20 protein-coding genes are annotated in these 19558 nt (G+C 64.0%); 13 read left to right on the top strand and 7 right to left on the bottom strand.

The window, feature by feature from the left end; translation table 11 throughout:
- Nucleotides 1-214 precede the first annotated feature (214 nt).
- Nucleotides 215-418, top strand: a complete 204-nt coding sequence (locus tag F600_RS0106015) for a hypothetical protein (RefSeq protein WP_018159689.1) — start codon at nt 215-217, stop codon at nt 416-418.
- A 190-nt stretch (nt 419-608) separates the two neighbouring features.
- Here the strand turns inward: F600_RS0106015 and F600_RS0106010 are convergent, their stop codons facing one another.
- Together F600_RS0106010 and F600_RS0106005 are read right to left on the bottom strand one after the other, a co-directional pair.
- Complete coding sequence (locus tag F600_RS0106010; RefSeq protein WP_018159688.1) at nt 609-1541, bottom strand: beta/alpha barrel domain-containing protein; 933 nt, start codon at nt 1539-1541, stop codon at nt 609-611.
- Complete coding sequence (locus F600_RS0106005) at nt 1538-2743, bottom strand: CaiB/BaiF CoA transferase family protein (RefSeq protein WP_018159687.1); 1206 nt, start codon at nt 2741-2743, stop codon at nt 1538-1540. The genes F600_RS0106010 and F600_RS0106005 overlap by 4 nt, the downstream gene beginning before the upstream one ends.
- A 109-nt stretch (nt 2744-2852) precedes the next feature.
- Here F600_RS0106005 and F600_RS0106000 point away from each other — a divergent pair, with 109 nt between their 5' ends.
- Nucleotides 2853-3698, top strand: a complete 846-nt coding sequence (locus tag F600_RS0106000) for a type IV toxin-antitoxin system AbiEi family antitoxin (protein ID WP_018159686.1) — start codon at nt 2853-2855, stop codon at nt 3696-3698.
- Nucleotides 3699-3729: 31 nt separating this feature from the next.
- Here F600_RS0106000 and F600_RS0105995 read toward each other — a convergent pair whose 3' ends face one another.
- A complete protein-coding gene (locus tag F600_RS0105995; RefSeq protein ID WP_018159685.1) occupies nt 3730-4503 on the bottom strand; it encodes a deoxyribonuclease IV in 774 nt (257 codons plus the stop codon).
- Between the two features lie 95 nt (nt 4504-4598).
- On the opposite strand from F600_RS0105995, the gene F600_RS0105990 reads away from it, so the two are divergent.
- From F600_RS0105990 to F600_RS0105940, 11 genes are all read left to right on the top strand, one after another.
- Nucleotides 4599-5585 (top strand): NYN domain-containing protein, encoded by a 987-nt coding sequence (locus F600_RS0105990; protein ID WP_026306220.1) that lies wholly within the window; start codon nt 4599-4601, stop codon nt 5583-5585.
- Nucleotides 5586-5676: 91 nt separating this feature from the next.
- On the top strand, nt 5677-6447 hold the full coding sequence (locus tag F600_RS0105985; protein WP_245541480.1) for an ABC transporter ATP-binding protein: 771 nt from the start codon (nt 5677-5679) through the stop codon (nt 6445-6447).
- Nucleotides 6448-6466: 19 nt separating this feature from the next.
- Nucleotides 6467-8983: an ABC transporter permease gene (locus tag F600_RS0105980; RefSeq protein WP_018159682.1), complete on the top strand. Its 2517-nt coding sequence runs from the start codon at nt 6467-6469 to the stop codon at nt 8981-8983.
- A 51-nt stretch (nt 8984-9034) separates the two neighbouring features.
- Complete coding sequence (gene efeO / locus F600_RS27115) at nt 9035-9940, top strand: iron uptake system protein EfeO (RefSeq protein ID WP_018159681.1); 906 nt, start codon at nt 9035-9037, stop codon at nt 9938-9940.
- Complete coding sequence (efeB, locus tag F600_RS0105970; protein WP_018159680.1) at nt 9937-11193, top strand: iron uptake transporter deferrochelatase/peroxidase subunit; 1257 nt, start codon at nt 9937-9939, stop codon at nt 11191-11193. The genes efeO and efeB overlap by 4 nt, the downstream gene beginning before the upstream one ends.
- 36 nt (nt 11194-11229) lie before the next feature.
- Entirely contained in the window at nt 11230-11607 is a 378-nt protein-coding gene (locus F600_RS0105965; RefSeq protein WP_051090749.1) for a YchJ family protein, read from the top strand.
- 89 nt (nt 11608-11696) lie between these two features.
- Nucleotides 11697-12005, top strand: coding sequence for an Rdx family protein (locus F600_RS0105960; protein WP_026306218.1), 309 nt, complete (start codon nt 11697-11699; stop codon nt 12003-12005).
- Between the two features lie 3 nt (nt 12006-12008).
- The gene (locus F600_RS0105955; RefSeq protein WP_020411024.1) at nt 12009-13568 is read left to right on the top strand and encodes a carboxylesterase/lipase family protein; all 1560 of its coding nucleotides are present in this window, start codon (nt 12009-12011) and stop codon (nt 13566-13568) included.
- Between the two features lie 76 nt (nt 13569-13644).
- A complete protein-coding gene (locus tag F600_RS0105950; protein WP_026306217.1) occupies nt 13645-14223 on the top strand; it encodes a hypothetical protein in 579 nt (192 codons plus the stop codon).
- On the top strand, nt 14220-14729 hold the full coding sequence (locus F600_RS0105945) for a hypothetical protein (RefSeq protein ID WP_018159675.1): 510 nt from the start codon (nt 14220-14222) through the stop codon (nt 14727-14729). Before F600_RS0105950 ends, F600_RS0105945 begins: the two co-directional genes overlap by 4 nt.
- 68 nt (nt 14730-14797) lie before the next feature.
- The gene (locus F600_RS0105940; protein ID WP_081628731.1) at nt 14798-16135 is read left to right on the top strand and encodes a cytochrome P450; all 1338 of its coding nucleotides are present in this window, start codon (nt 14798-14800) and stop codon (nt 16133-16135) included.
- A 5-nt stretch (nt 16136-16140) separates the two neighbouring features.
- On the opposite strand, the gene F600_RS0105935 is transcribed toward F600_RS0105940, so the two are convergent.
- Genes F600_RS0105935 through F600_RS0105920 form a run of 4 tightly spaced genes read right to left on the bottom strand, consistent with a single transcriptional unit; the run spans nt 16141 to nt 19556 of the window.
- Nucleotides 16141-17022, bottom strand: a complete 882-nt coding sequence (locus tag F600_RS0105935; RefSeq protein ID WP_245541479.1) for an alpha/beta fold hydrolase — start codon at nt 17020-17022, stop codon at nt 16141-16143.
- Between the two features lie 2 nt (nt 17023-17024).
- Nucleotides 17025-18143, bottom strand: a complete 1119-nt coding sequence (locus tag F600_RS27110; RefSeq protein ID WP_156024436.1) for a DUF6670 family protein — start codon at nt 18141-18143, stop codon at nt 17025-17027.
- A gap of 10 nt (nt 18144-18153) precedes the next feature.
- Complete coding sequence (locus F600_RS0105925; RefSeq protein ID WP_018159671.1) at nt 18154-18966, bottom strand: crotonase/enoyl-CoA hydratase family protein; 813 nt, start codon at nt 18964-18966, stop codon at nt 18154-18156.
- Between the two features lie 56 nt (nt 18967-19022).
- Nucleotides 19023-19556, bottom strand: coding sequence for a GNAT family N-acetyltransferase (locus tag F600_RS0105920; RefSeq protein ID WP_018159670.1), 534 nt, complete (start codon nt 19554-19556; stop codon nt 19023-19025).
- Nucleotides 19557-19558: the final 2 nt, after the last annotated feature.

Below are 19558 nucleotides of genomic sequence, written 5' to 3'. Positions count from 1 at the left end.
ATAGGACGATTCGCCTACGGACTGCCTGTGAGCGGGAGACATCCTCTGCCGCAACGTCGTTCGAGGCCACCGGTTGCGGAATGATATCGGTGTAATTCGCCCGCGTCGTGTCGCCGAAAACTTGTCGTACTGCGGACTTACTGTCATGACACGGCAATAAAACCCCACCGAGAACTACCCACAAGGTGGAAGATCATCGTGGAGGAGCGGTGCAATGAGTTTTTCGAAGTCCCTCGCTTGGACACTTTTCGTCGTCGGCTTGATCGGCACCTGGGTTGGTGTTTATACCCTGGGCGTTGAGACCGTGGTTTTCGGTCTGATCATGTCATCGATTTCTGGCCTCGTTTTGTTGCACATGCGTGCTGAAGCGATGGGCCGTCTCGACCACAGCCCGCGCACGTACAGCCGCTTGGCCTAAGGCATGTCTGCCAATTTCTGACCTACTGCGCGACGCCCACCTGCGCGACCTGCGGCGTTGTCGCCGGATCATGGCCTGCGGCGCGACGTAAACTCCTCGTCGCTAATAGCTCCGCTATTGGCTCCTCGTCCGCCTTGCAGTCCGCACACCTGGCCGCCGCTCGCTACGGCCAGAAATCGCCAGACACGCCCTAGCTCTTGATCACCCATTTGAAGGCATTTGCCTTCGAACGGGCGCCCTGTGCGGTCTTCGAGCGATTCGGCTCGTCCACCGCAGCGAGAACTCTCTCAGTCAACTGCACGATCTGCTCGAGCGCGCTCGGCGTCAACCAAGCTGGGCGCGTCGCGAACAACAGGTCTTCGGACGGCGTATTTCCGCTGGCACCCGGTGCGAACGGGCAGCCACCGAGACCGCCGAGCGAACCATCCACGAACGAAGCTCCCGCAGAGATCGCGGCCAGGCTGTTCGCCGTTCCCAAACCCCACGTGTCGTGTCCGTGGAAGCCGATCCGACGCGGTGGGGATTCCGCGCGAATCGCCGCGATCAGGCCCGTGACCTGGGCCGGAACCGCCTGACCCAAGGTGTCGGCGACAACGATGTCGTCGGCACCGATGGTCCGCTCGTCGGCCGCGATACGGACAACTCGCTCGACCGGAATGTCGCCCTCAAAGGGGCACGTGAATGCCGTTGCCATCGTGAGCTGGATTTTTCCGCCGACGCTCTTCGCGATCTCGATGGCGTCGGGCATCGCCGCGATACTCGCTTCCGTCGGTCGCCCGATGTTCGCCGTGTTGTGCGAATCGCTGGCCGAGAAGCAGTACTGGAAGTTCCGTACTCCGGCTGCAGCAGCCTTCTCGACGTGCCGGGGAGTAGCGACCCAGAGCCAGCACTTCGCCAGTTCTTCCGGTGTCAGCTCACGTACCAGATCAAGCGAATTCGCCATGGGCGGAACAAGATCCGGTCGAGCCATCGAGCCGATCTCGAGCTCGGGGACCCCGATCTGGAGCAGAGTCCGCACGACGTCGACTTTGATGTCGGTCGGCATGACCTTGCCGGTCAACTGCAGGCCGTCGCGGAGCGTCACGTCCCGCAGGGTGCCTTCGGGGAGGAACGCGTAGGTCACTCGGCACCCGCGATCTGTGCGATTTCCGCTGCGGTCTTTCCGAGCAGTCCGCCGAGGATCTCGTTGGTGTGCGCGCCGAGGTCCGGGCCGACATTCCGAATCTGAATCGACTGCTGCCCGATCACCGGGATGATGCCGGGGAACCCGACATCCTTGGGTTCGGCGTCGCCGACGTCGACCGGGAAGTACTGAATCATGTTGCGCGCCTTGTACTGCTCGTCGACGCAGATGTCGGCGGCGGTGTAGATCGGGCCGCATGGGATCGACGCCGCCTCGAGCACATTCAGAGCTTCGGCACGCGTCTTCGTGATCGACCACTTGGCGATCTCGCCGTCGAGGTAGTCGCGATTCGTCCAGCGGCCGGCGTTGTCCTGCAACCGCGGGTCGGCGGCGAGGTCGGGACGTTCGATGACCTGCATGTATCGCTGGAAGATTGCATCGCCGTTGCCGCCGATGATGATGCTGTAGCCGTCGCTCGTCGGGTAGGCGTTCGACGGCGCGATGCCTTCCATCCGACCGCCGACGCGCTCCCGCTTGACGTCGTAGGCGAGGTAGTCCGGGATGAGCGACTCCATGACGCCGTAGATCGCCTCGTTGAGCGCGACGTCGATGATGCGCTGGTCGAGGGGGATTTCGGTGATTCGTTCGCGCTGGTAGAGAGACATGACGGTCCCGAACGCGGCGTAGATGCCGGCAATCGAGTCGCCGATACTGACGCCTACGCGGACCGGTGGACGGTCGGGATCACCGACGAGTTCTCGGAGTCCACCCACCGCTTCCGCGACCGCCGCGAAGCCCGGGCGGTGGCTTAGTGGCCCTGTTTGTCCGTACGCCGAGATGCGCGTGATCACGAGCTTCGGGTTCGCGGCGTCGAGCACCTCCGGCCCGAGGCCCCACTTCTCGAGCATGCCGGGGCGGAAGTTCTCGAGGAGGACGTCGCAGTGGGGGATGAGGTCGAGCACCGCCTGACGCCCGGCGTCCGTGCGCAGGTCGAGGACGAGCGACTTCTTGTTCCGGTTGATCGTGCGGTAGAGCATCGACGTCGTACCCGCGTACAGGCGCCAATTGCGCAGCTCATCACCGGTTTTCGGACGCTCGACCTTGATCACCTCGGCGCCGAAGTCGCCCAGCATCCGGCCGCACATCGGCGCCGCGACGTAGTTGCCGAGTTCGAGGACTCGGATTCCTTCGAGGGGGAGCACCCCACAACGATAGTTCGCCGATCCTGATATCTAGGTGGCGCGTGGCACCACCTAGATATCAGGATTCTCGGCAACGGAACCTTGGGAGCCGTGCCCGCGTCAGTGGGGTGTGCAGCTCGACGAAATCCTCAAGATCCAAGACGGCGTCATCACCATGCGGCAGGCGCGCGAATGCGGCTTGTCCAAGGACGCCGTCATTCGAAAAGTCCGGAGCGGCCAATGGGAGTTTCAGTTCAAGGGTGTCTATCAGTCCACGGCACACCGACGCACGCACGTCACCCGGTTCCGGGCCGCGCTCCTGAGTGCCGGAAAGGACGCGGTTGCCCATGGGAAGAGCGCGGCCTGGTGGCATGGTCTCTCGGACACCGCGCCCTTGAGGCATTCGATCACCATTCCGACTCAGCGGTCGATCCGGCACCCGGGACATGACCTACGCCGACGGGATCTGCAGTCGGTCGACGTCGAGGATGTGCGCGGTGCTCGCGTCACCGCAGTGGAGCTCTCCGTCCTCGAAGCCGGCGAATCGGTCCTCATGGACCAGGCACTTCAAACCCGAACTTCGATCGCGAAGCTAGAGGACGTGTACGCGCGAAATAGAAACTGTGCGGGAGCTGCGGAGGCGGGGCGCCTCTTACAGGTCGCCAAGTCTGGCGGACGAAGCGAAGCTGAGCGACTTACCCACCGCATCCTCAAAGCGGTTCCAGGCTGGACTGCGCAGGTCAAGGTGGCAGGTCGCTATCTCGACGTGGGATTCGAGGCGACGAAGGTCGGCCTCGAGATCGACGGCTGGCGTTGGCACAAGGACTCGCAACGGCACTCGAAGGATCTTCAACGGCACAATGCGCTCACGCTCGCCGGGTGGACGATTCTCCGGTTCGATTGGCACCGCCTCGATGGCGATCCCGCCGGCGTGCTGGCGGAAGTGACCGAAGCCGTCCGGCGCCTCGCATCCTGATATCTAGGTGGTGCCACGCGCCACCTAGATATCAGGATCCGATGTGCTCCCGCAGGTATGCCAGGTCATCCTTGAGCCCCTCTTCGGGCGTCTCGCAGATGACCGGCGCACCTGCGGTGCGACAAACCTCGGCCAACAGCTGGGGATCGATCAAACCCTCGGACAAATTCGCATGCCGGTCCCGCGCCGAATTGAACTCGTCCCGCGACGAGTTCAGGTGAACCAGATCGATCCGGCCCGTGATCGCCTTGATCCGGTCGACGATCCCGATCAGATCCTCGCCGCCGGCCCAGGCGTGGCACGTGTCAAGGCAGAACCCGGCGCCGTACGAGCCAACCGCGTCCCACAGTCGAGCGATGGAGTCGAAGTACCGTGCCATCGCGAAGTCGCCGCCCGCGGTGTTCTCGATGAGAACCGGGACCGCGAAGCCGCCCTTCTCCTCTTGACGTTCGAAGAGCTTGCGCCAGTTCTCGATTCCGGCCGCGATCTCGCCTTCGTTCCGGACGTGACCACCGTGCACCACGAGTCCGAAGGCGCCCAAGTCGGCGGCCGCACGAGCCTGCAGATCAACGGCCTGACGGGACGGCATCCGCAGCCGGTTGTTCGTCGACGCCACGTTGATCTGGTACGAGGAGTGCACGACGACGTCGATGTCGCTGGCCAGGATCTCGTCTTGTCGGGGATGCGCACTAGGCTTCGCCCAACTCTGCGGATCCACGACAAACATCTGAATGACGTCTGCCCCCAACTCCTTGCCATAGCCAATCGGATCGCTGTCAAGACGGACGTGGGCTCCAATGCGCATGATGGAAAGGGTAGTGCTCGTTCACTGCGGGGGAACAAGTCACCAACGGGTGGCGTGCGGATGCCAGCAAGCCTGGCCAACGGGGGGAGAGCACAGTGCGATCGCATTGCGCCGTGTACATAGATGCCGGATATCTGCTCGCTGCGGCGGCGACACGCATCACCGGAACATCGCTGCGCGGCGGTATCGACGTGAACCACGAGCGGCTGATCTCGGCATTGGCCGAGCATGCCGAGAAGAACTCGGGCCTTCCGTTGTTGCGGGTGCACTGGTACGACTCGGCACGCAACGGGGTTCCCGATCCGACTCAGCAATCGATCGGACTCATTCCTCGGGTCAAGATCCGTCTCGGGCGCATCGGCTACGACGGTGAGCAGAAGGGCGTCGACCTTCGCATCGGTCTCGACCTCGTGGCGCATGCCCGCAACGGAGCTGTCGAAGCGATCTACCTCGTGTCGGGTGATGACGACCTCACCGAGGCCGTCGAGGAAGCGCAGGCGCACGGCGTTCAGGTGACGGTGCTCGCGATCCCGAACGCCGACGGCGAGCCGCATGGTGTCAGTCAATATCTGCAGCGCGCGGCCGATGGCCTTGATCTCTTCGAGTCGACCGCGGTCGACGCCGCGGTGGCGAAGAAGATCGCACCGCCGGTTCTGCCGCCGCCACCACCCATCACCTCAACCGGGCCAACTCCCGCGACGATCATGAAACGCGTTGCCGAGGCGGCACGTTCGGTCGCGGCGAGTCCAGCGATACCGCAGACAGCGACTCCGGCACCCCGGCCGGCGCCGGTACCGATCTACTCCTCGACGACCGGTCAGGCACCCGTCGGAATCGCGGCCTTCCAGTACACGAACCTCGAAGAGAAGATCAACAAGGTCTGCGGCCAGGTACTCAATTCGTGGAAGGCGAGTGCGAGCGCCGACGAACGGCTCGCCCTCTCCACGGGCAAGCCGTCCATCCCGCGCGAGATCGATCGAGCGTTGTTGCACGATATGTCTGAGGCGCTCGGCGTTTATGACCTCGACGACGACATCCGGCACCAGCTGCGCGCGATGTTCTGGGCGCACGTCGACATCTGATTCTCACGAATCAGGGAAATTCCCGATGGCCGTATTCGGCGGCCATCGGCACGATGGTGTTTTGAACACAGCTTCCGACGGAAGAGAGCACATGGGAACAGCAGATCGAGTGAGCGGAGCGATGGGCGGCGAACACTATGCCGCCCGCGCGGTCGATCTGGTCAAGGTGTACGGGTCAGGCGATACTGCGGTGCGTGCCCTTGCGGGTGTTTCGGTCGACTTCGGGCGCGGTGAGTTCACCGCGATCATGGGTCCGTCGGGGTCGGGCAAATCGACGTTGATGCACTGCCTCGCGGGGCTCGATTCCGTGTCCGGCGGCGACGTCCGGATCGGCGACACGAATCTGAAGGGCCTGTCCGACAACCAGATGACCGCTCTGCGGCGAGACCGCATCGGGTTCGTGTTCCAGGCGTTCAACCTGGTCCCGACGTTGACCGCGATCGAGAACATCACGCTCCCGCTCGACATCGCCGGCAAGAAGGTCGACAAAGACTGGCTGACCACGATCGTGGATCGGCTGGGTCTGAGCGCCCGGCTCGATCACCGTCCGAGCGAGCTGTCGGGTGGTCAGCAGCAGCGCGTCGCGTGTGCCCGAGCGCTCGTCGGAAAGCCGGACATCATCTTCGGTGACGAACCGACCGGAAACCTCGACTCGCATTCCTCGGGCGAGGTGCTGTCGATCCTGCGGGCCGCGGTCGACGAATTCCACCAGACGGTGGTGATCGTCACGCACGACCCGCGTGCGGCGTCCTACGCGGACCGCGTCGTGTTCCTCGCCGACGGCCGGATCGTCGATGAGCTCGCCGGCCCGACGCAGGATTCCGTCCTCGAGCGAATGAAATCGCTGGAGACCGTCCGATGATGCGGAAGGTGTCCGCCGGATGTTGAAAGTAACGCTGCGAAATCTCGCGGCCCACCGGCTGCGTCTTGCGCTGACCCTGCTTTCGGTGATTCTCGGAACGGCGTTCGTTGCCGGTTCGTTCGTCTTCACCGACACGTTGAAGTCGACGTTCGACGGCATTTTCTCGAACCAGGCGAAGGGCGTCGACGTCCGGGCCAGCGGTAACGGATACGGGGGAGCGGTCAGCCTTGACCAGATCCCGCAGATCGCCGCAGTGCCGGGCGTCGCGAAGGTCGCGCCGAACGTTCGCGGTTCGATCGTCTTGCTCGATGCCAATGGGAAGCCGGTCCAGAGTGGCGGTGCCCCGAGCTTCGGTCTGACGTATCTGCCGCCCGAGCAATCGATCGCGGACGAGAGGACATTCGTCGAGGGGCACCCGCCGGCATCAGGCGAGGTTGCACTCAATGTGGGCGCCGCGCAGATCGCCCACCTCAAGCTGGGCGACGACGTGCGGATCGTCATCAACTCGCGTGACGAGCCGCTCACCGTCAAGCTCACCGGCCTGTACTCGACCCCCACCGATACCGGCGGGTTCGTGGGGGCGGTCTTCGACCAGCAACAAGCGAAAGATCTCTTCACCGACGGCCAGCACGTCGACTACGTGGACATCGCCGCAGCCCCGGGTGTCGGTCAGGGAGAGCTTCGCGATCGCGTGGCGGCGGCGTTCCCGGACCTCAAGGTGCAGACCGGCGACGAGGTTCGCGACGAACTCAAGAGCAATATCTTCGATGCGCTGAAGTTCGTGAACTACTTCCTGCTCGCCTTCGGTGGCATTTCGTTGCTCGTGGCAACTTTCATCATCTTCAACACGTTCTCGATGATCGTCGCGCAGCGACTCCGCGAACTCGCCCTGCTCCGTGCGGTCGGGGCCAGCCGCAGCCAGATCCGGAACTCGGTGGCGTTGGAGGCGGGGATCGTCGGCGTTATCGGTAGCGCCATCGGACTGGGCGCCGGTGTCGGACTGGCGTACGGCCTGCGTTCCGCGCTCAATGCGGCGGGCTTCGCGCTGCCAACCGGCACGCTCGAGCTCACCGTTCGAACGATCGTTTTGTCGCTGATCGTCGGCGTTTTCGTCACGATCCTCAGTGCCTACGCTCCGGCTCGCCGGGCGTCGCGGATCCCACCTGTCGAGGCGATGCGCGCCCAGTTCCACGAAGGCCACGACGGCATTCGAGCGCGCGAGCTCATCGCCGCGCCGTTTGCGGTGCTGGCGATCATGGTCATCGTCTTCGGGGTGTTCAACGGTGAGTCGACCGGGACGTCGATCACGCTGGTCGGCTTCGGTGCCGCGCTCCTGGTACTTTGCGCGACGCTCGCCGCACCCGCGCTGATGAAGCCGCTCATCACGGTCCTCGGCGTCTCGGCGAAGCCGTTCGGTGCAATGGGGTCACTGGGCCGCCGCAATGCGATTCGCAATCCACGTCGAACGGCGGCCACCGCCTCCGCCCTGACCCTCGGTCTTCTGCTGGTGTCGATCGTGAGCATTCTCGGTTCCTCTGCGAAGGCGAGCGTCAATGCGCTCATCGACGACGGCGTGACGGCCGATTTCGTCCTCAGCGCGGCCACCTCTGGTCCGGGCATGTCGGGCATTCCGGTTGCGGCGAGTCAGGCCGCAGCGACCGTTCCCGGTATCGAGTCGGTGGTTCCGCTGCACATGATCGTCACGTCGCTGACCGGCGCGAACATCTACGGAGTATCGACCGAGGGTGACCTCAACCAAGCCGTGAAGCTGCACATTCTCGAGGGAACCGACACGCCTCCGGCCGATGGTCTCCTGATCTCCGAAGAGCGTGCGAACGGCCGCAAACCGGGTGACCTCGTCGTGTTCGCGAACCCGACCGGAGATTCGATCAAGGCGACCATCGCGGGTGTCTACGAGCGCAACACGATCGTCGGCGGGTTTGTCGCCGGCACCGATCTGTACCACCAGCTGACATTGAGCAATAAGACCGCGGACTTCTTCTCGTTCATCAAGCTCTCGCCCGGCGCCGATGCAAAGGCCGTCCGGTCCGGACTCGTGGCGGCGACGGACCGGTTTTACGTCGTGCAGGTTCTCGACCGTGAGCAGTTCAAGGGCACGCAGGCGCAACAGATCAACACGCTGCTCGGCATTCTGTACGGACTGCTCGGACTCGCAGTCATCATCGGAATCCTGGGCATTGTGAACACTCTTGCGCTGTCCGTCGTCGAGCGGCGACGCGAGATCGGCATGCTGCGCGCTGTCGGCATGCTCCGGAGCCAGGTGCGCCGGATCATCTACGTCGAGGCGGTGCTCATCGCCTTGGCGGGTGCGATCATCGGCGTCGGTCTCGGTGTTCCGCTGGGCGCGGCGTTCGTGAAGACGCTGGCGTCGGAGGGCCTGGACAAGCTTGCGGTGCCGTGGAGCCAGGTCGGCGTGATGCTCGTCGCGAGTGCGATCGTCGGTGTCTTGGCTGCGCTGTGGCCCGCGATCCGGGCCGCCCGAACCAAGCCGCTGGAAGCGATCATCGACGTCTGATTTTGGGTAGGTATTGCTTCCCTAAGTTTGGATATGCTTACCATAGGCGCCATGATCTTCAAGACGATGTCCAAGGCCGCGCTGATCGCGAGCACCGCCCTGCTGGTTCCTCTGGCGGCATGCTCTTCGAACGACACCGCCTCTGAGACCAAGACCTCGACTGAGGTGGCGGCTACTGACCCGCGCCTGGCCGAGGCCGCATCCGAGTACGCCGCGTGGGTTCGCCAGGAAGCCGACGCGCTGGTGGCCGGCACGAAGGAGTTCACCGACGCGTACATCGCGGGCGACAACGAGAAGGCCAAGAGCCTCTACGCCCCGACTCGCGCGCACTGGGAGGCCATCGAGCCGGTCGCCGAGAAGTTTGGTGACCTCGACCCGAAGACCGACGCGCGCGAGGCGGACCTCGCGCAGGGGCAGGCCTGGACCGGCTGGCACCTCATCGAGAAGGACCTGTGGCAGCCCGCGCCGGACGCCAACGGCGGAAAGACCTACCAGCCGCTGAGCCCTGAAGATCGCACCAAATACGCGACGATGCTCAACACCGACGTGGCTTCGATCAAGACCCACACCGACGCCGACGACTTCCCGAACTCGATCACTGCGGAGAGCATCGCGAACGGCTCCAAGGAGCTGCTCGACGAGGTCGCCAACGGAAAGATCACCGGTGAGGAAGAGATCTGGTCGCACACCGACCTGTGGGATTTCCAGGCCAACATCACCGGCGCTAAGAAGGGCTACGACCTGCTTCGTCCGGTGGTCGTCGACAAGGACCCGAAGCTTGCCGAGACGCTCGACGCGCGCTTCGCTGCGGTGCAGGAGCTGCTCGACAGCCACAAGGAAGGTGACGGGTTCGTTCTGTACACCGCACTGACCCAGGACCAGATCAAGGCGCTGTCGAAGGCGGTCGAGGCTCTGGGCGAACCGCTGTCGAAGCTCGCCGCCGCGGTCAAGCAGTGAGTGAGACCAGCACTCGCCGGGGAGTGAGCCGTCGCTCGCTCCTCGTCGGAGGGGCCGGTGTCGTCGGAATCGGCGCGGCTGCCGGAATCGGCTTCACTGCCGGTGTTAAGGAAGCCGACGCCGCCGTCGCCGACCTTCAGTACTCGTTCGACGGTGCGCATCAGGCCGGCATCATCACGCCGGCCCAGGATCACCTGCATTTCGCGTCCTGGGACCTCACGACGACCTCCCGTGACGATGTCATCGCGATGCTCCAGGAGTGGACGGCCGCGGCCCGCCGCATGACGACCGGAGCCTCGGCCGGAAAGATCGGGCCCGTCGACGGTCCGGCAGTTGCTCCGCCGGACGACACCGGCGAGGCGATGGACCTCAAGGCGGCGGGTCTGACGATCACGTTCGGTTTCGGCCCGTCGTTCTTCGACAAGCTCAAGCTGACGAACAAGCCGAAGCTGCTTGCCGATCTTCCGCACTTTCCGCAGGATGTGCTCGACCCGAATCGTGTGGGCGGCGACCTCTGTGTTCAGGCGTGTGCCAACGATCCGCAGGTCGCGGTGCACGCCGTCCGCAATCTCGCGCGCATCGCCTTCGGCACGGCGGCGATCAAGTGGGCACAGCTCGGGTACGGCCGTACGTCGTCGACCTCGACCGCGCAGATGACGCCGCGAAACCTGTTCGGCTTCAAGGACGGAACGGCGAACCTGAAGGCCGAGGAGGGTAGCGAGCTCGACAAGCACGTGTGGGTCAATGCCAACGATGATGCGAACGCGGCATGGCTCGCGGGCGGCTCGTACCTCATCGCCCGCCGAATCCGCATGTCGATCGAGATCTGGGACCGCACCCCGCTGGGTGAGCAGGAAACGATCGTCGGGCGATTCAAGGGCAACGGTGCGCCGTTGTCTGGTGGCGAGGAGTTCACCGACCCGGACTTCGCGGCCAAGCAGGATGGCAAGGAAAAGATCGACAAGATCTCGCATGTCGCGATCGCACATCCGACGTCCAACAACGGGCACCGTATCCTGCGCCGGGGGTACAACTTCACCGATGGTGCGGATGGTCTCGGGAAGCTCGACGCCGGCCTGTTCTTCCTCGGCTTCGTCCGCAATCCGGCGACGCAGTACATCCCGCTGCAGACCAAGATGTCCCGCGACGACGTGATGATGGAGTACCTCAAGCACACGGGCTCGGGCATCTGGGCGGTTCCGCGCGGCGTGACCGGCAATCGGTACATCGGTCAGGAGTTGTTCGCGGGGTAGCGCGACAACCGCATGGGCATACCGGACGATAGGTACATGTCTGGTTGCCCATGCGGTTCCGGGTCCGAGCTCTCCGGGTGCTGCGGTCCGCTGCTGGCCGGCGAGAAGCGGGCGGCGACGGCAGAGCAATTGATGCGATCGCGATTCACGGCGTACGCGGTCGGCGATGTGGACTATGTGCGGCAAACGTGGCATCCGCAGACGTGCCCCAAGCATCTGACTCTCGATGACTCGATCAGGTGGACGCGGCTCGACGTGGTGGCGACGGACCGGGGGAGTCTCTTCGACACGACCGGGACTGTGGAGTTTCGCGCGTTCTTCCGGCAGGACGGCCAGCGAGACGTCATGCACGAGGTGAGCGAATTCGTTCGCCTCGATCGTTCCTGGGTCTACCTTTCCGGACGGCACACTTAGGGCGCGTCTGGCGATTCCTGACCTACTCCGCGGCGGCCAGGAATCGCCAGACACGCCCTTGGCCGCGGTTTCTCGCATACCGTTTTGCTATGACTGCTCCTACGCCGGGACCGAAGGTCCGCATCGAGTACTGCACGCTCTGCCATTGGCTATTGCGGGCGTCGTGGATGGCGCAGGAATTGCTCAGCACCTTCCCGCAGGACCTCACCGAGGTGACGCTGGTCCCCGGTACGGGCGGCATCTTCCGCATCTCTCTCGACGACGAGGTCATTTGGGATCGCAAGGAGGAGCACGGTTTTCCCGACAGTGCCTCGCTCAAGCAGATTGTCCGGGACCGCATCGAGCCCGACCGCGACCTAGGCCACATCGACCGCAGTCATCCGCGTCACGCACACTGAAATATGAGCGAAATCGAAGATGACGATGCCGGCTGGCCGGTCGTCGTCACTGAGCACGGCCCGGTTGGGGGCGAGCGCGCCGCGGGCGCGGTCGTCTTCAAGTCGATTCCGTATGCCGCGCCGCTCGAGCCGTCGACCCGGTTTGTGAAGCCGCAGCCGCCTGAGCCGTGGACCGCGGTCAAGGACTGCACGAAACATCGGGACATCGCGCCCCAAATGATGGGCAAGCTCATTCCGCTTGACGGCGAGCTGAATCCCGGTCCGGACTGCCTGTGGCTCAACGTCTGGACCCCCGAGATCGACGACAAGCGCCGGCCCGTCATGGTGTGGGTCCACGGTGGCGCCTACTGCCTGGGAACCGCCGCGCAAGGCGTCTACGACGGACGGCACCTGGCGGTCACGGGCGACGTGGTGGTCGTCGTCCTCAACTTCCGGATCGGCGCTCTCGGCTTCATCGACCTAAGGGCGTTCTCGACCCCGGACTGCGAGTTCGTTCCGAATCTTGGGTTGCACGACATCCTGGCGGGACTGCGCTGGGTGCGGGACAACATCGCCGCGTTTGGCGGCGACCCGGACCAGGTGACCATCTTCGGCGAATCAGCCGGCGGCGGCTGCGTGACGACGCTCATGGTGTCCCCACCCGCGGAGGGGCTGTTCCACCGGGCGATCGTGCAGAGTTCGCCGGCGTCGGCAGTCTTCGGCCCGGAGCGGGCGGAATTGGTCGCTCGTCGGTTTCTCGCGATGCTCGATGTGGAACCCGAGAATGCGCGCGATCTGTGCAATCTTCCGCTCGACCGGCTCGCCGAGGCTGCCGACACCTTGGCCGAGGAATTCCCGGCCGAGAATCCGGGCGTTCTCGGGGTGTCGCCGGTCGTCGATGGCGACATTGTGCCGCGCTATCCGATTGCGGCGTATCAGAAGGGGCTGTCTCACCGGATTCCGCTCATCATCGGCACGAACGCCGACGAGGCTTCGCTCTTCAAGTTCATCAAGTCGCAGATCATGCCGGTGACACCGGAAGCGGTGAACACGATGCTCAACGGCATCGCCAAGGAGCATCCGACCCTTCCGCCTGAGCGCATCGCGGAGATTCTCGCGGCGTACCCGGACGTGGATCGGCCGAAGGGTGCGATGGCGATCTCGCGGGATGCCGGTTTCCGCATGCCCACCATCTGGCTGGCGGAGGCTCACAGCCGCCACTCGCCAACCTTCCTCTACCGCTTCGACTACGCGACACCGATTTTGAAGGCGGCCCGCCTCGGTGCCACCCATGCGACCGAACTCCCTTATGTCTTCGGAAATTTCGGGACCGTGAAGTTCGATCCGACGTTTTGGCTGGGCGGCCGGCAGGTGTCGCTGGAGATCGCCGGCCGGATCCAGCGCAGGTGGTTGGCTTTCGCGCGATATGGCGTACCGGCGGCGCTTGATGCGTCGAAGCACTGGGCGATGTATGACGAGCGCAAGCGCCTGACGCTTCTCATCGACGCGGTGGACTCGCTGGTGTCCGATCCGGATGAGGAGCTTCGGAAGACCTGGGGAGACCAGGTCCTCGCCTTCAGTTGACAAGCCTTCCGGCTTGATTTCGTCCTGTCAAGTTTTAAACCTTGACTGATAAAGGTCAAGTTTGTAGCCTTTAGTGATGTTCGTTATGACGATCGATCAACGACGAAGTCGTCGCGATGTCGATCGCGTCGACGCGGTGCTCGAACTGCTGGCGGACTGTGCGGCGCTCCGTCCGTTCGAGCGCACTGCCGGGGACGAGATCCAGGGCGTCGTCGCTGCTCCCGAAGTTGTGGTCGAGGTTGCGACCACGCTTATCGAAGACGGTCATTGGAGTGTTGGGATCGGTGTCGGCCCGGTCGATGAACCACTGCCGGCCGTGACGCGGGCCGGTAGAGGCGCGGCCTTTGAAGCTGCCCGCGCCGCCGTGACGAGGGCGAAGTCTGCGGCGGGCGGGGTTGCCATTGAGGGCCGGAATTCGACCGCGGAGGACGCCGAAACGGTGCTCGCGCTGATCGCCTTTGTCGTCTCCCGACGCACCGATGAGGGGCGTGCCGCCGTCGAGCTCATGCGGCTAGGGTCGACGCAGGCGGTCGTCGCGGATCGTCTCGGAATCAGTAAACAAGCTGTATCGCAGCGGCTTTCGGTCGCCGGCTGGGGAGTCGAGACGAAGGCCCGGGACCTGGCGGCACGGCTGCTCGGAGAGGCGGACTCATGACGGTAGTGACGATGCTCCTGCTGGGAAGTGTCGCCGTCGTGGTTCCGCTCTTGTCGTGGCGCATGCCCGCGTGGCTCACTGCTTCGTTCGCTTCGGTGTTGTTGTCGTCGGCGGCGATCGCCGCAGCGTTCACGCACAAGGTGCACGGCGTGGGGTTCGCGTTCGCGGCGGTTCTATCGGTGTTGGCAGCGGCGGTCGGTGGCATCAAGATTGCGCCGTTTGCGTTTCATCTCGCGAGGCGGCGGGGTACGCCCGCGGATGGTTCCGATCTGCCGCAACCGCTGCAAGGTGGCCTCGTGATCGGACTGCTCGAACGCGTTGCGATTTCGGTGGCGATTCTGGCGCACTGGCCGGAAGGGATCGCGATCGTCATGGCGGTCAAGGGTCTCGCCCGCTATCCCGAACTGCGCGATCCGAAGGCGTCCGAGCAGTTCATCATCGGAACCTTCGCGAGCGTTTTGTGGGCGATTGCTGCGGGCGCGATCGGAAGAGGACTGCTCAGTTAGCGCGCGACCGCGAGTGTGAGGTGTATAACTGGTCTAACCAGCAGTGGTTGGACCAGTTAGGAGCGGTTATGCCCTCGGAGTCGAGGAACTCGCTGCCACGCGTCACGTTGGCCAGGGGATTGAGCAGCGTCAATGCGCTGGTCAGGCCTGGTCACACCCAGCAGGTCTTCGAGAAATTCGGCGACCGCTTCCGCTACAGCTTCCCGGGATTCCCCGACATCGTGGTCACCAGAGTCCCGGAGGATCTCCGCCAGGTGTTCCGTGATGAGGACAAGGCGTGGTCCTGGGGTGAATTTCTGCGGCGCTTCTCGCCACATGACGTGCTGTTCGGCGATTCGTACATCTTCTTCGACCATGCGCGCCATGCGCAGGAACGGCGGTTGATCTCTCCGCCGTTCAACGGCCGCGCGTTGAAGTCGTATGAGCAGAAGATGGTTGACATCGTCCATCGACGTATCGGCCAATGGCCCACGGGTACAACGATTTCGTTCTTCGCCCTCAGCCACCGATTGGCGTCCGATGTGATGTCAGCGGTCGTTTTCGGGGTGACCGACCAACGACGGCTTGAGCAGTTGGACCGTGCGCTGGCGAACTATTTCGGCGTGCTCAACGGTGTCGTTTTCGAGAGTCTTGCGGCGCTGGGCCTGGTCACCGGAGGTCGGATACCGCGACATCCGCAGCTGTCATCGGCCGAACGAGCCATCGATCAGATCGTCCTTGCCGAGATCGCCGACCGCCGGCGAAACGGGACGATCGATGACGGCGACATGGTAGGTCGATACCTGGCCGAACCCAACGGTTCCTGGTCGGCCCGAGACGACGAAGCGCTCGCGGCCAGCGCTCGCCGGCTCATGTTCGCCGGCTACGAGACGACGGCAGCCACTCTGTCGTGGGTCGGGGTGTTTCTTTCTCGACACCCGGACGTCGTCGAAGAGCTCGAAGCCAGTGTCGACCGTGGCGAGGATCGATTCCTCGACGCGGTCATCAACGAAGCCATGCGAATGCGTCCGGCGATCCCGCTGACGGGTCGGCGCGCGGTGCGCGACACGACGGTCGGCGACGTGGCCATTCGAAAGGGGACAGCCCTGCTGATCCCGATCCTGGGCATGCACGAAAGTCCCCGTATTCATGCCGATCCATTCGAGTTCCGGCCCCAGCGGTTCATCGATGAGCAGCCGAGCTCGACGTCGCTGTTGCCGTTTGGCGGCGGGGTCAACAAGTGTCTCGGCGCACCGTTCGCGGCATTTGAGCTGAAAGTGCTGCTGCGCACGTTCCTCGCCGAACGTAGCTTCGTGCCGCAGTCGACGCCGATACCGCACCCAAGGGTGCGGACCGAAATGATGGTTCCGCGGGACGGTGCGATGCTGACCTTGAAAAGGCGCGTCCGGCAGCACCTTTCGGGGTGACGCGGTCACACCGCCAATGGAGCCGCCATTGCGGTCAGAACCTCTCTGACGACGTCGGGGCGCTCGTCAGGGACGAAGTGTCCGCAGCGCTCGACCACGCGTAGGTCGTAGTCGTCCGCCAATGCGGTGTGCGGCGAGGCCAGCGACGTGTGCAGGGCCGGGTCGTTCGCGCCGAGCACTGTGCGGACCGGGATGCCAACCCGGCGTCGTTCCCGCGGTCCGGCCAGGGCATAGACCTCGCGTGTGAGGAAGGTTCGATACGTGTCCTGAGAAGCCTGGGCGCATACCGGGTCGCGGAAGCGATCGGCGAACCATTCGATGTCTGGTCCGGTGATCGCTGATCGTTTGTCAGCTGCGAGGCGATACGTCTGTTCGACGAACGGTGTGTTCCGCATCAACGCTGAGCCTGCGGTTGCCATCGGTGCCATGTGCGCTAGGCGCCACGCATGCCGCAGTCCCACCGGCCACGCCCACGGGTGCGGCATTGCCAGGGGTATGAACCCGCTGAACCGATGCTCGGCGCCCAACACCATGAGCCAACCGATGTAAGCCCCCCAGTCGTGTCCGAGGAGCATCACCTGATTCAGGTCGAGGGCGTCCATCAACGCGATGAGGTCATCGGCGACGTCCTGCTTGGCCCACTTGTGTGGTGCCGGTCCCGACCATCCGTAGCCCGGCAAGTCGGGAGCGATGATTCGGAGCCCGGCCGGCGGGTTTGCCAACAGGTCGCGATATGCGTAGTGGTGTGCCGGCCAACCGTGAAGGGCAAGAACGGGAGTGCCTTGCCCCGCCTCGGTCACATGGAACCGGACTCCACGGGCGGTGATGAAGCTGCGGCGCACACCATCGATGCGCGGGGGCTGGGAAGTGTCCAAACGATCGGTCACGATCAGTTCCTCTCGGCGGTGCGGGTGTGCACGAAGTCCGGTGCCGCACGGTTGGCGGCTTCCTTGTCGATGTACTCCATGTATCCCCGCGCTTCGAACGACGTGCCGCGGTACGTGCCCTGGCAGCGGTAACCGAGGATGTAGCCGAGTCCGACACCGAATCGTGGTGGCGAATCGACGACTCCGTCAACGGTCAGTTCGCTGCCGGCCGTCCATCTGAAGCGGACCGGTAGCCGCATGTGATTCCCGTACGGGTCGACGGTCGTTTCGGCCGCGTATTCGACGACCTCGAAACGCACATCCCGATGGGTGACCCATGTTGGTTCGCCCACGGCCCGGTGGTACGCCACGGTCACGAGAGGTTCGCCCATGGCGTGCACGTCGGCCAGAAGTAGTTGTGCGCGTTCCCCGATGGCGATGACCTGATAGGTGAAGAAGTCGAGCGGCGCCTTGTTCGACGCCGTCAACTGCCTGTCAAGCAGACCATGCATTCCCACGCACGCGGCGTACTCGAAGGTTCCGACGCCGCTGACCTCGGTGCGGTCGTTTCCGACAGAGATCCACCCGTCGTATTCGACGCACAAGCTGAGGTGGTCATAGATCGGCATCCGCGCAAACCACGCGACTTGTCCGGTTCCGCGCAAGTGAAGCTCGGCTGCGAAGTTCTCCGCACGAACCGACACCTCGAAGTTCGGGTACGTACCGCTGATGACGACGTCCTTGCCGAAGTCCAACACGGACCCGTCGGCACGAAGATCGCATTGCTCGGTCATCGAATATGCGCGATAGAACGCCGCACCTGGCGCGGCCGTGGACACCGAAACGGTGACGGTGTCGCGCGGGCTCGTGGTGACTCCGTTGTCGTTGTCGAACGCGGTCGCTCCAGGCAAGCCCGCGATGATCATCGTGCTGAAGTACCGGTGAGGTTCCGGAAGGTCGGGAATCATCACGCCGTAGTGAGTCCACCCGTATCGGTGCCCGCCGACATGCGGCTTCAGGATCGACGTCTGCGTGAACGGGCGATTTGTTGCACGAATCGCCGACCCAGAGAGCTTGGGCAGGAGGCGCATCACCGCGGGTTTAACCGCACGCCAGGCAATGTTCGGTCGTGGAGTGGTCATAAGTGTTCCTTTAGTCGCCCTCGAAGACGGCTTCTTCGCGTTTCTTGAACGCGGCGAACCCGCGCCGAATGTCCTTGCTCATCAGGATCTTCACGAACTCACTGCGGGTCTTGGCGAGTGCTGTGGAAGCGCCCTTGTTCTGTGCGATCCGTCCGTTCCGCAAGACGGTCTGAACGCCCAGAGGAGCCTGGCGGGCGATCGTGTTCGCCAACTCGTGGGCCTTCTCGTCGGCTTTCCCCACCTCGACAAGCTCCTGGATGAGGCCGATGCGGTAGGCCTCTTCGGCGCCGAATTCCTCGCCGGTCAGGGTCCAGCGATTGGCGTTGTGGGTGCCGACCGCGAGCGGCCAGCGCACGGTTCCGCCGCCAAACGGAAAGAGCCCGCGGCTCACTTCGTACTGCGTAAACGATGCGGACGTGCTCGCGACGTTGATGCTGGCGGCAAGCAGGAGTTCGATACCGAGGGTGAAGACCCGACCCTCGACGGCCGAGACGATGGGCTTCGGGCACGGGTCGGTCGTGATCCCGAACGGGTCGACACCGCCCTTGGGGACGAGGCCCTTGACCGGTTCAAAGAAGGGAATCGCCTTGGCAATTGCCTCTTTGTACAGCTCGGGGAACAGTTCGCCCAGGTCGAGCCCGCTGGTGAAGTACCGTCCGTTGGCACGCAGAACGCCGACCCGCAGGGTCTTGTCCTGGGCGAGCTCGGTGTACGCCTCGGCGAGTTCGCGCAGCATCGGGTAGTTGAACGCGTTGAGCTTCTCGTCGCGGTTGAGCGAGATGGTCAGGACGTGGCCGGAGCGTTCGGTGGTGACGAGCGGCATCGAGAACCCCTAAATAGATCGATCGGTCTATTGCAGAGTAGACTGATCGATCTACATTAGCTAGGCCCTGTTCCGATGTTCACCCAATAGCGCCGTGCGGGCCCGAGTGGCGTAGCTCGGACGCCTTCGAGGATGCCGCCGTTGCGCTCGATCGTCTTCGCGGATGCAGCGTTGTCATCCGCACAGACGACCAGTACACGGTCCATGCGACTTTGTCGTGCCGCTTCGAGCATCTGGCCCAGGGCCCAGGTGGCGAGCCCGCGACCGCGCGCAGACGGTCGAATTCCGTAGCCGATATGGCCGGCCCACTCGACGATGTCGTTGTGTTCGTGTCGAAGAGCGATGCCGCCAAGTACCTGACCGGACTCGACTATCCATCGATAGGTGCACGCGGACCGGAGAGCTCCTGTCGAATCCAGAACAGATGCGCTCCTCAGACGATCCACCCAGGCGGCGAAACCCGACTCCGAGCAGACGTGGTCCGATGGTTGCAGTCCGAATCCGTCTTCGTGCGCACCGGGGCCCCACTCAATGTGCGCTTCCAGCCACGCGCTGTGCAGAGCGGCGTCGGGCGCGATCAAGTCGGGCACGT

Source organism: Smaragdicoccus niigatensis DSM 44881 = NBRC 103563, from assembly GCF_000380645.1.
GTDB lineage: Bacteria > Actinomycetota > Actinomycetes > Mycobacteriales > Mycobacteriaceae > Smaragdicoccus > Smaragdicoccus niigatensis.
Note: the sequence above shows the minus strand (reverse complement) of the source record. Positions and strands in the feature narration are given on the sequence as shown.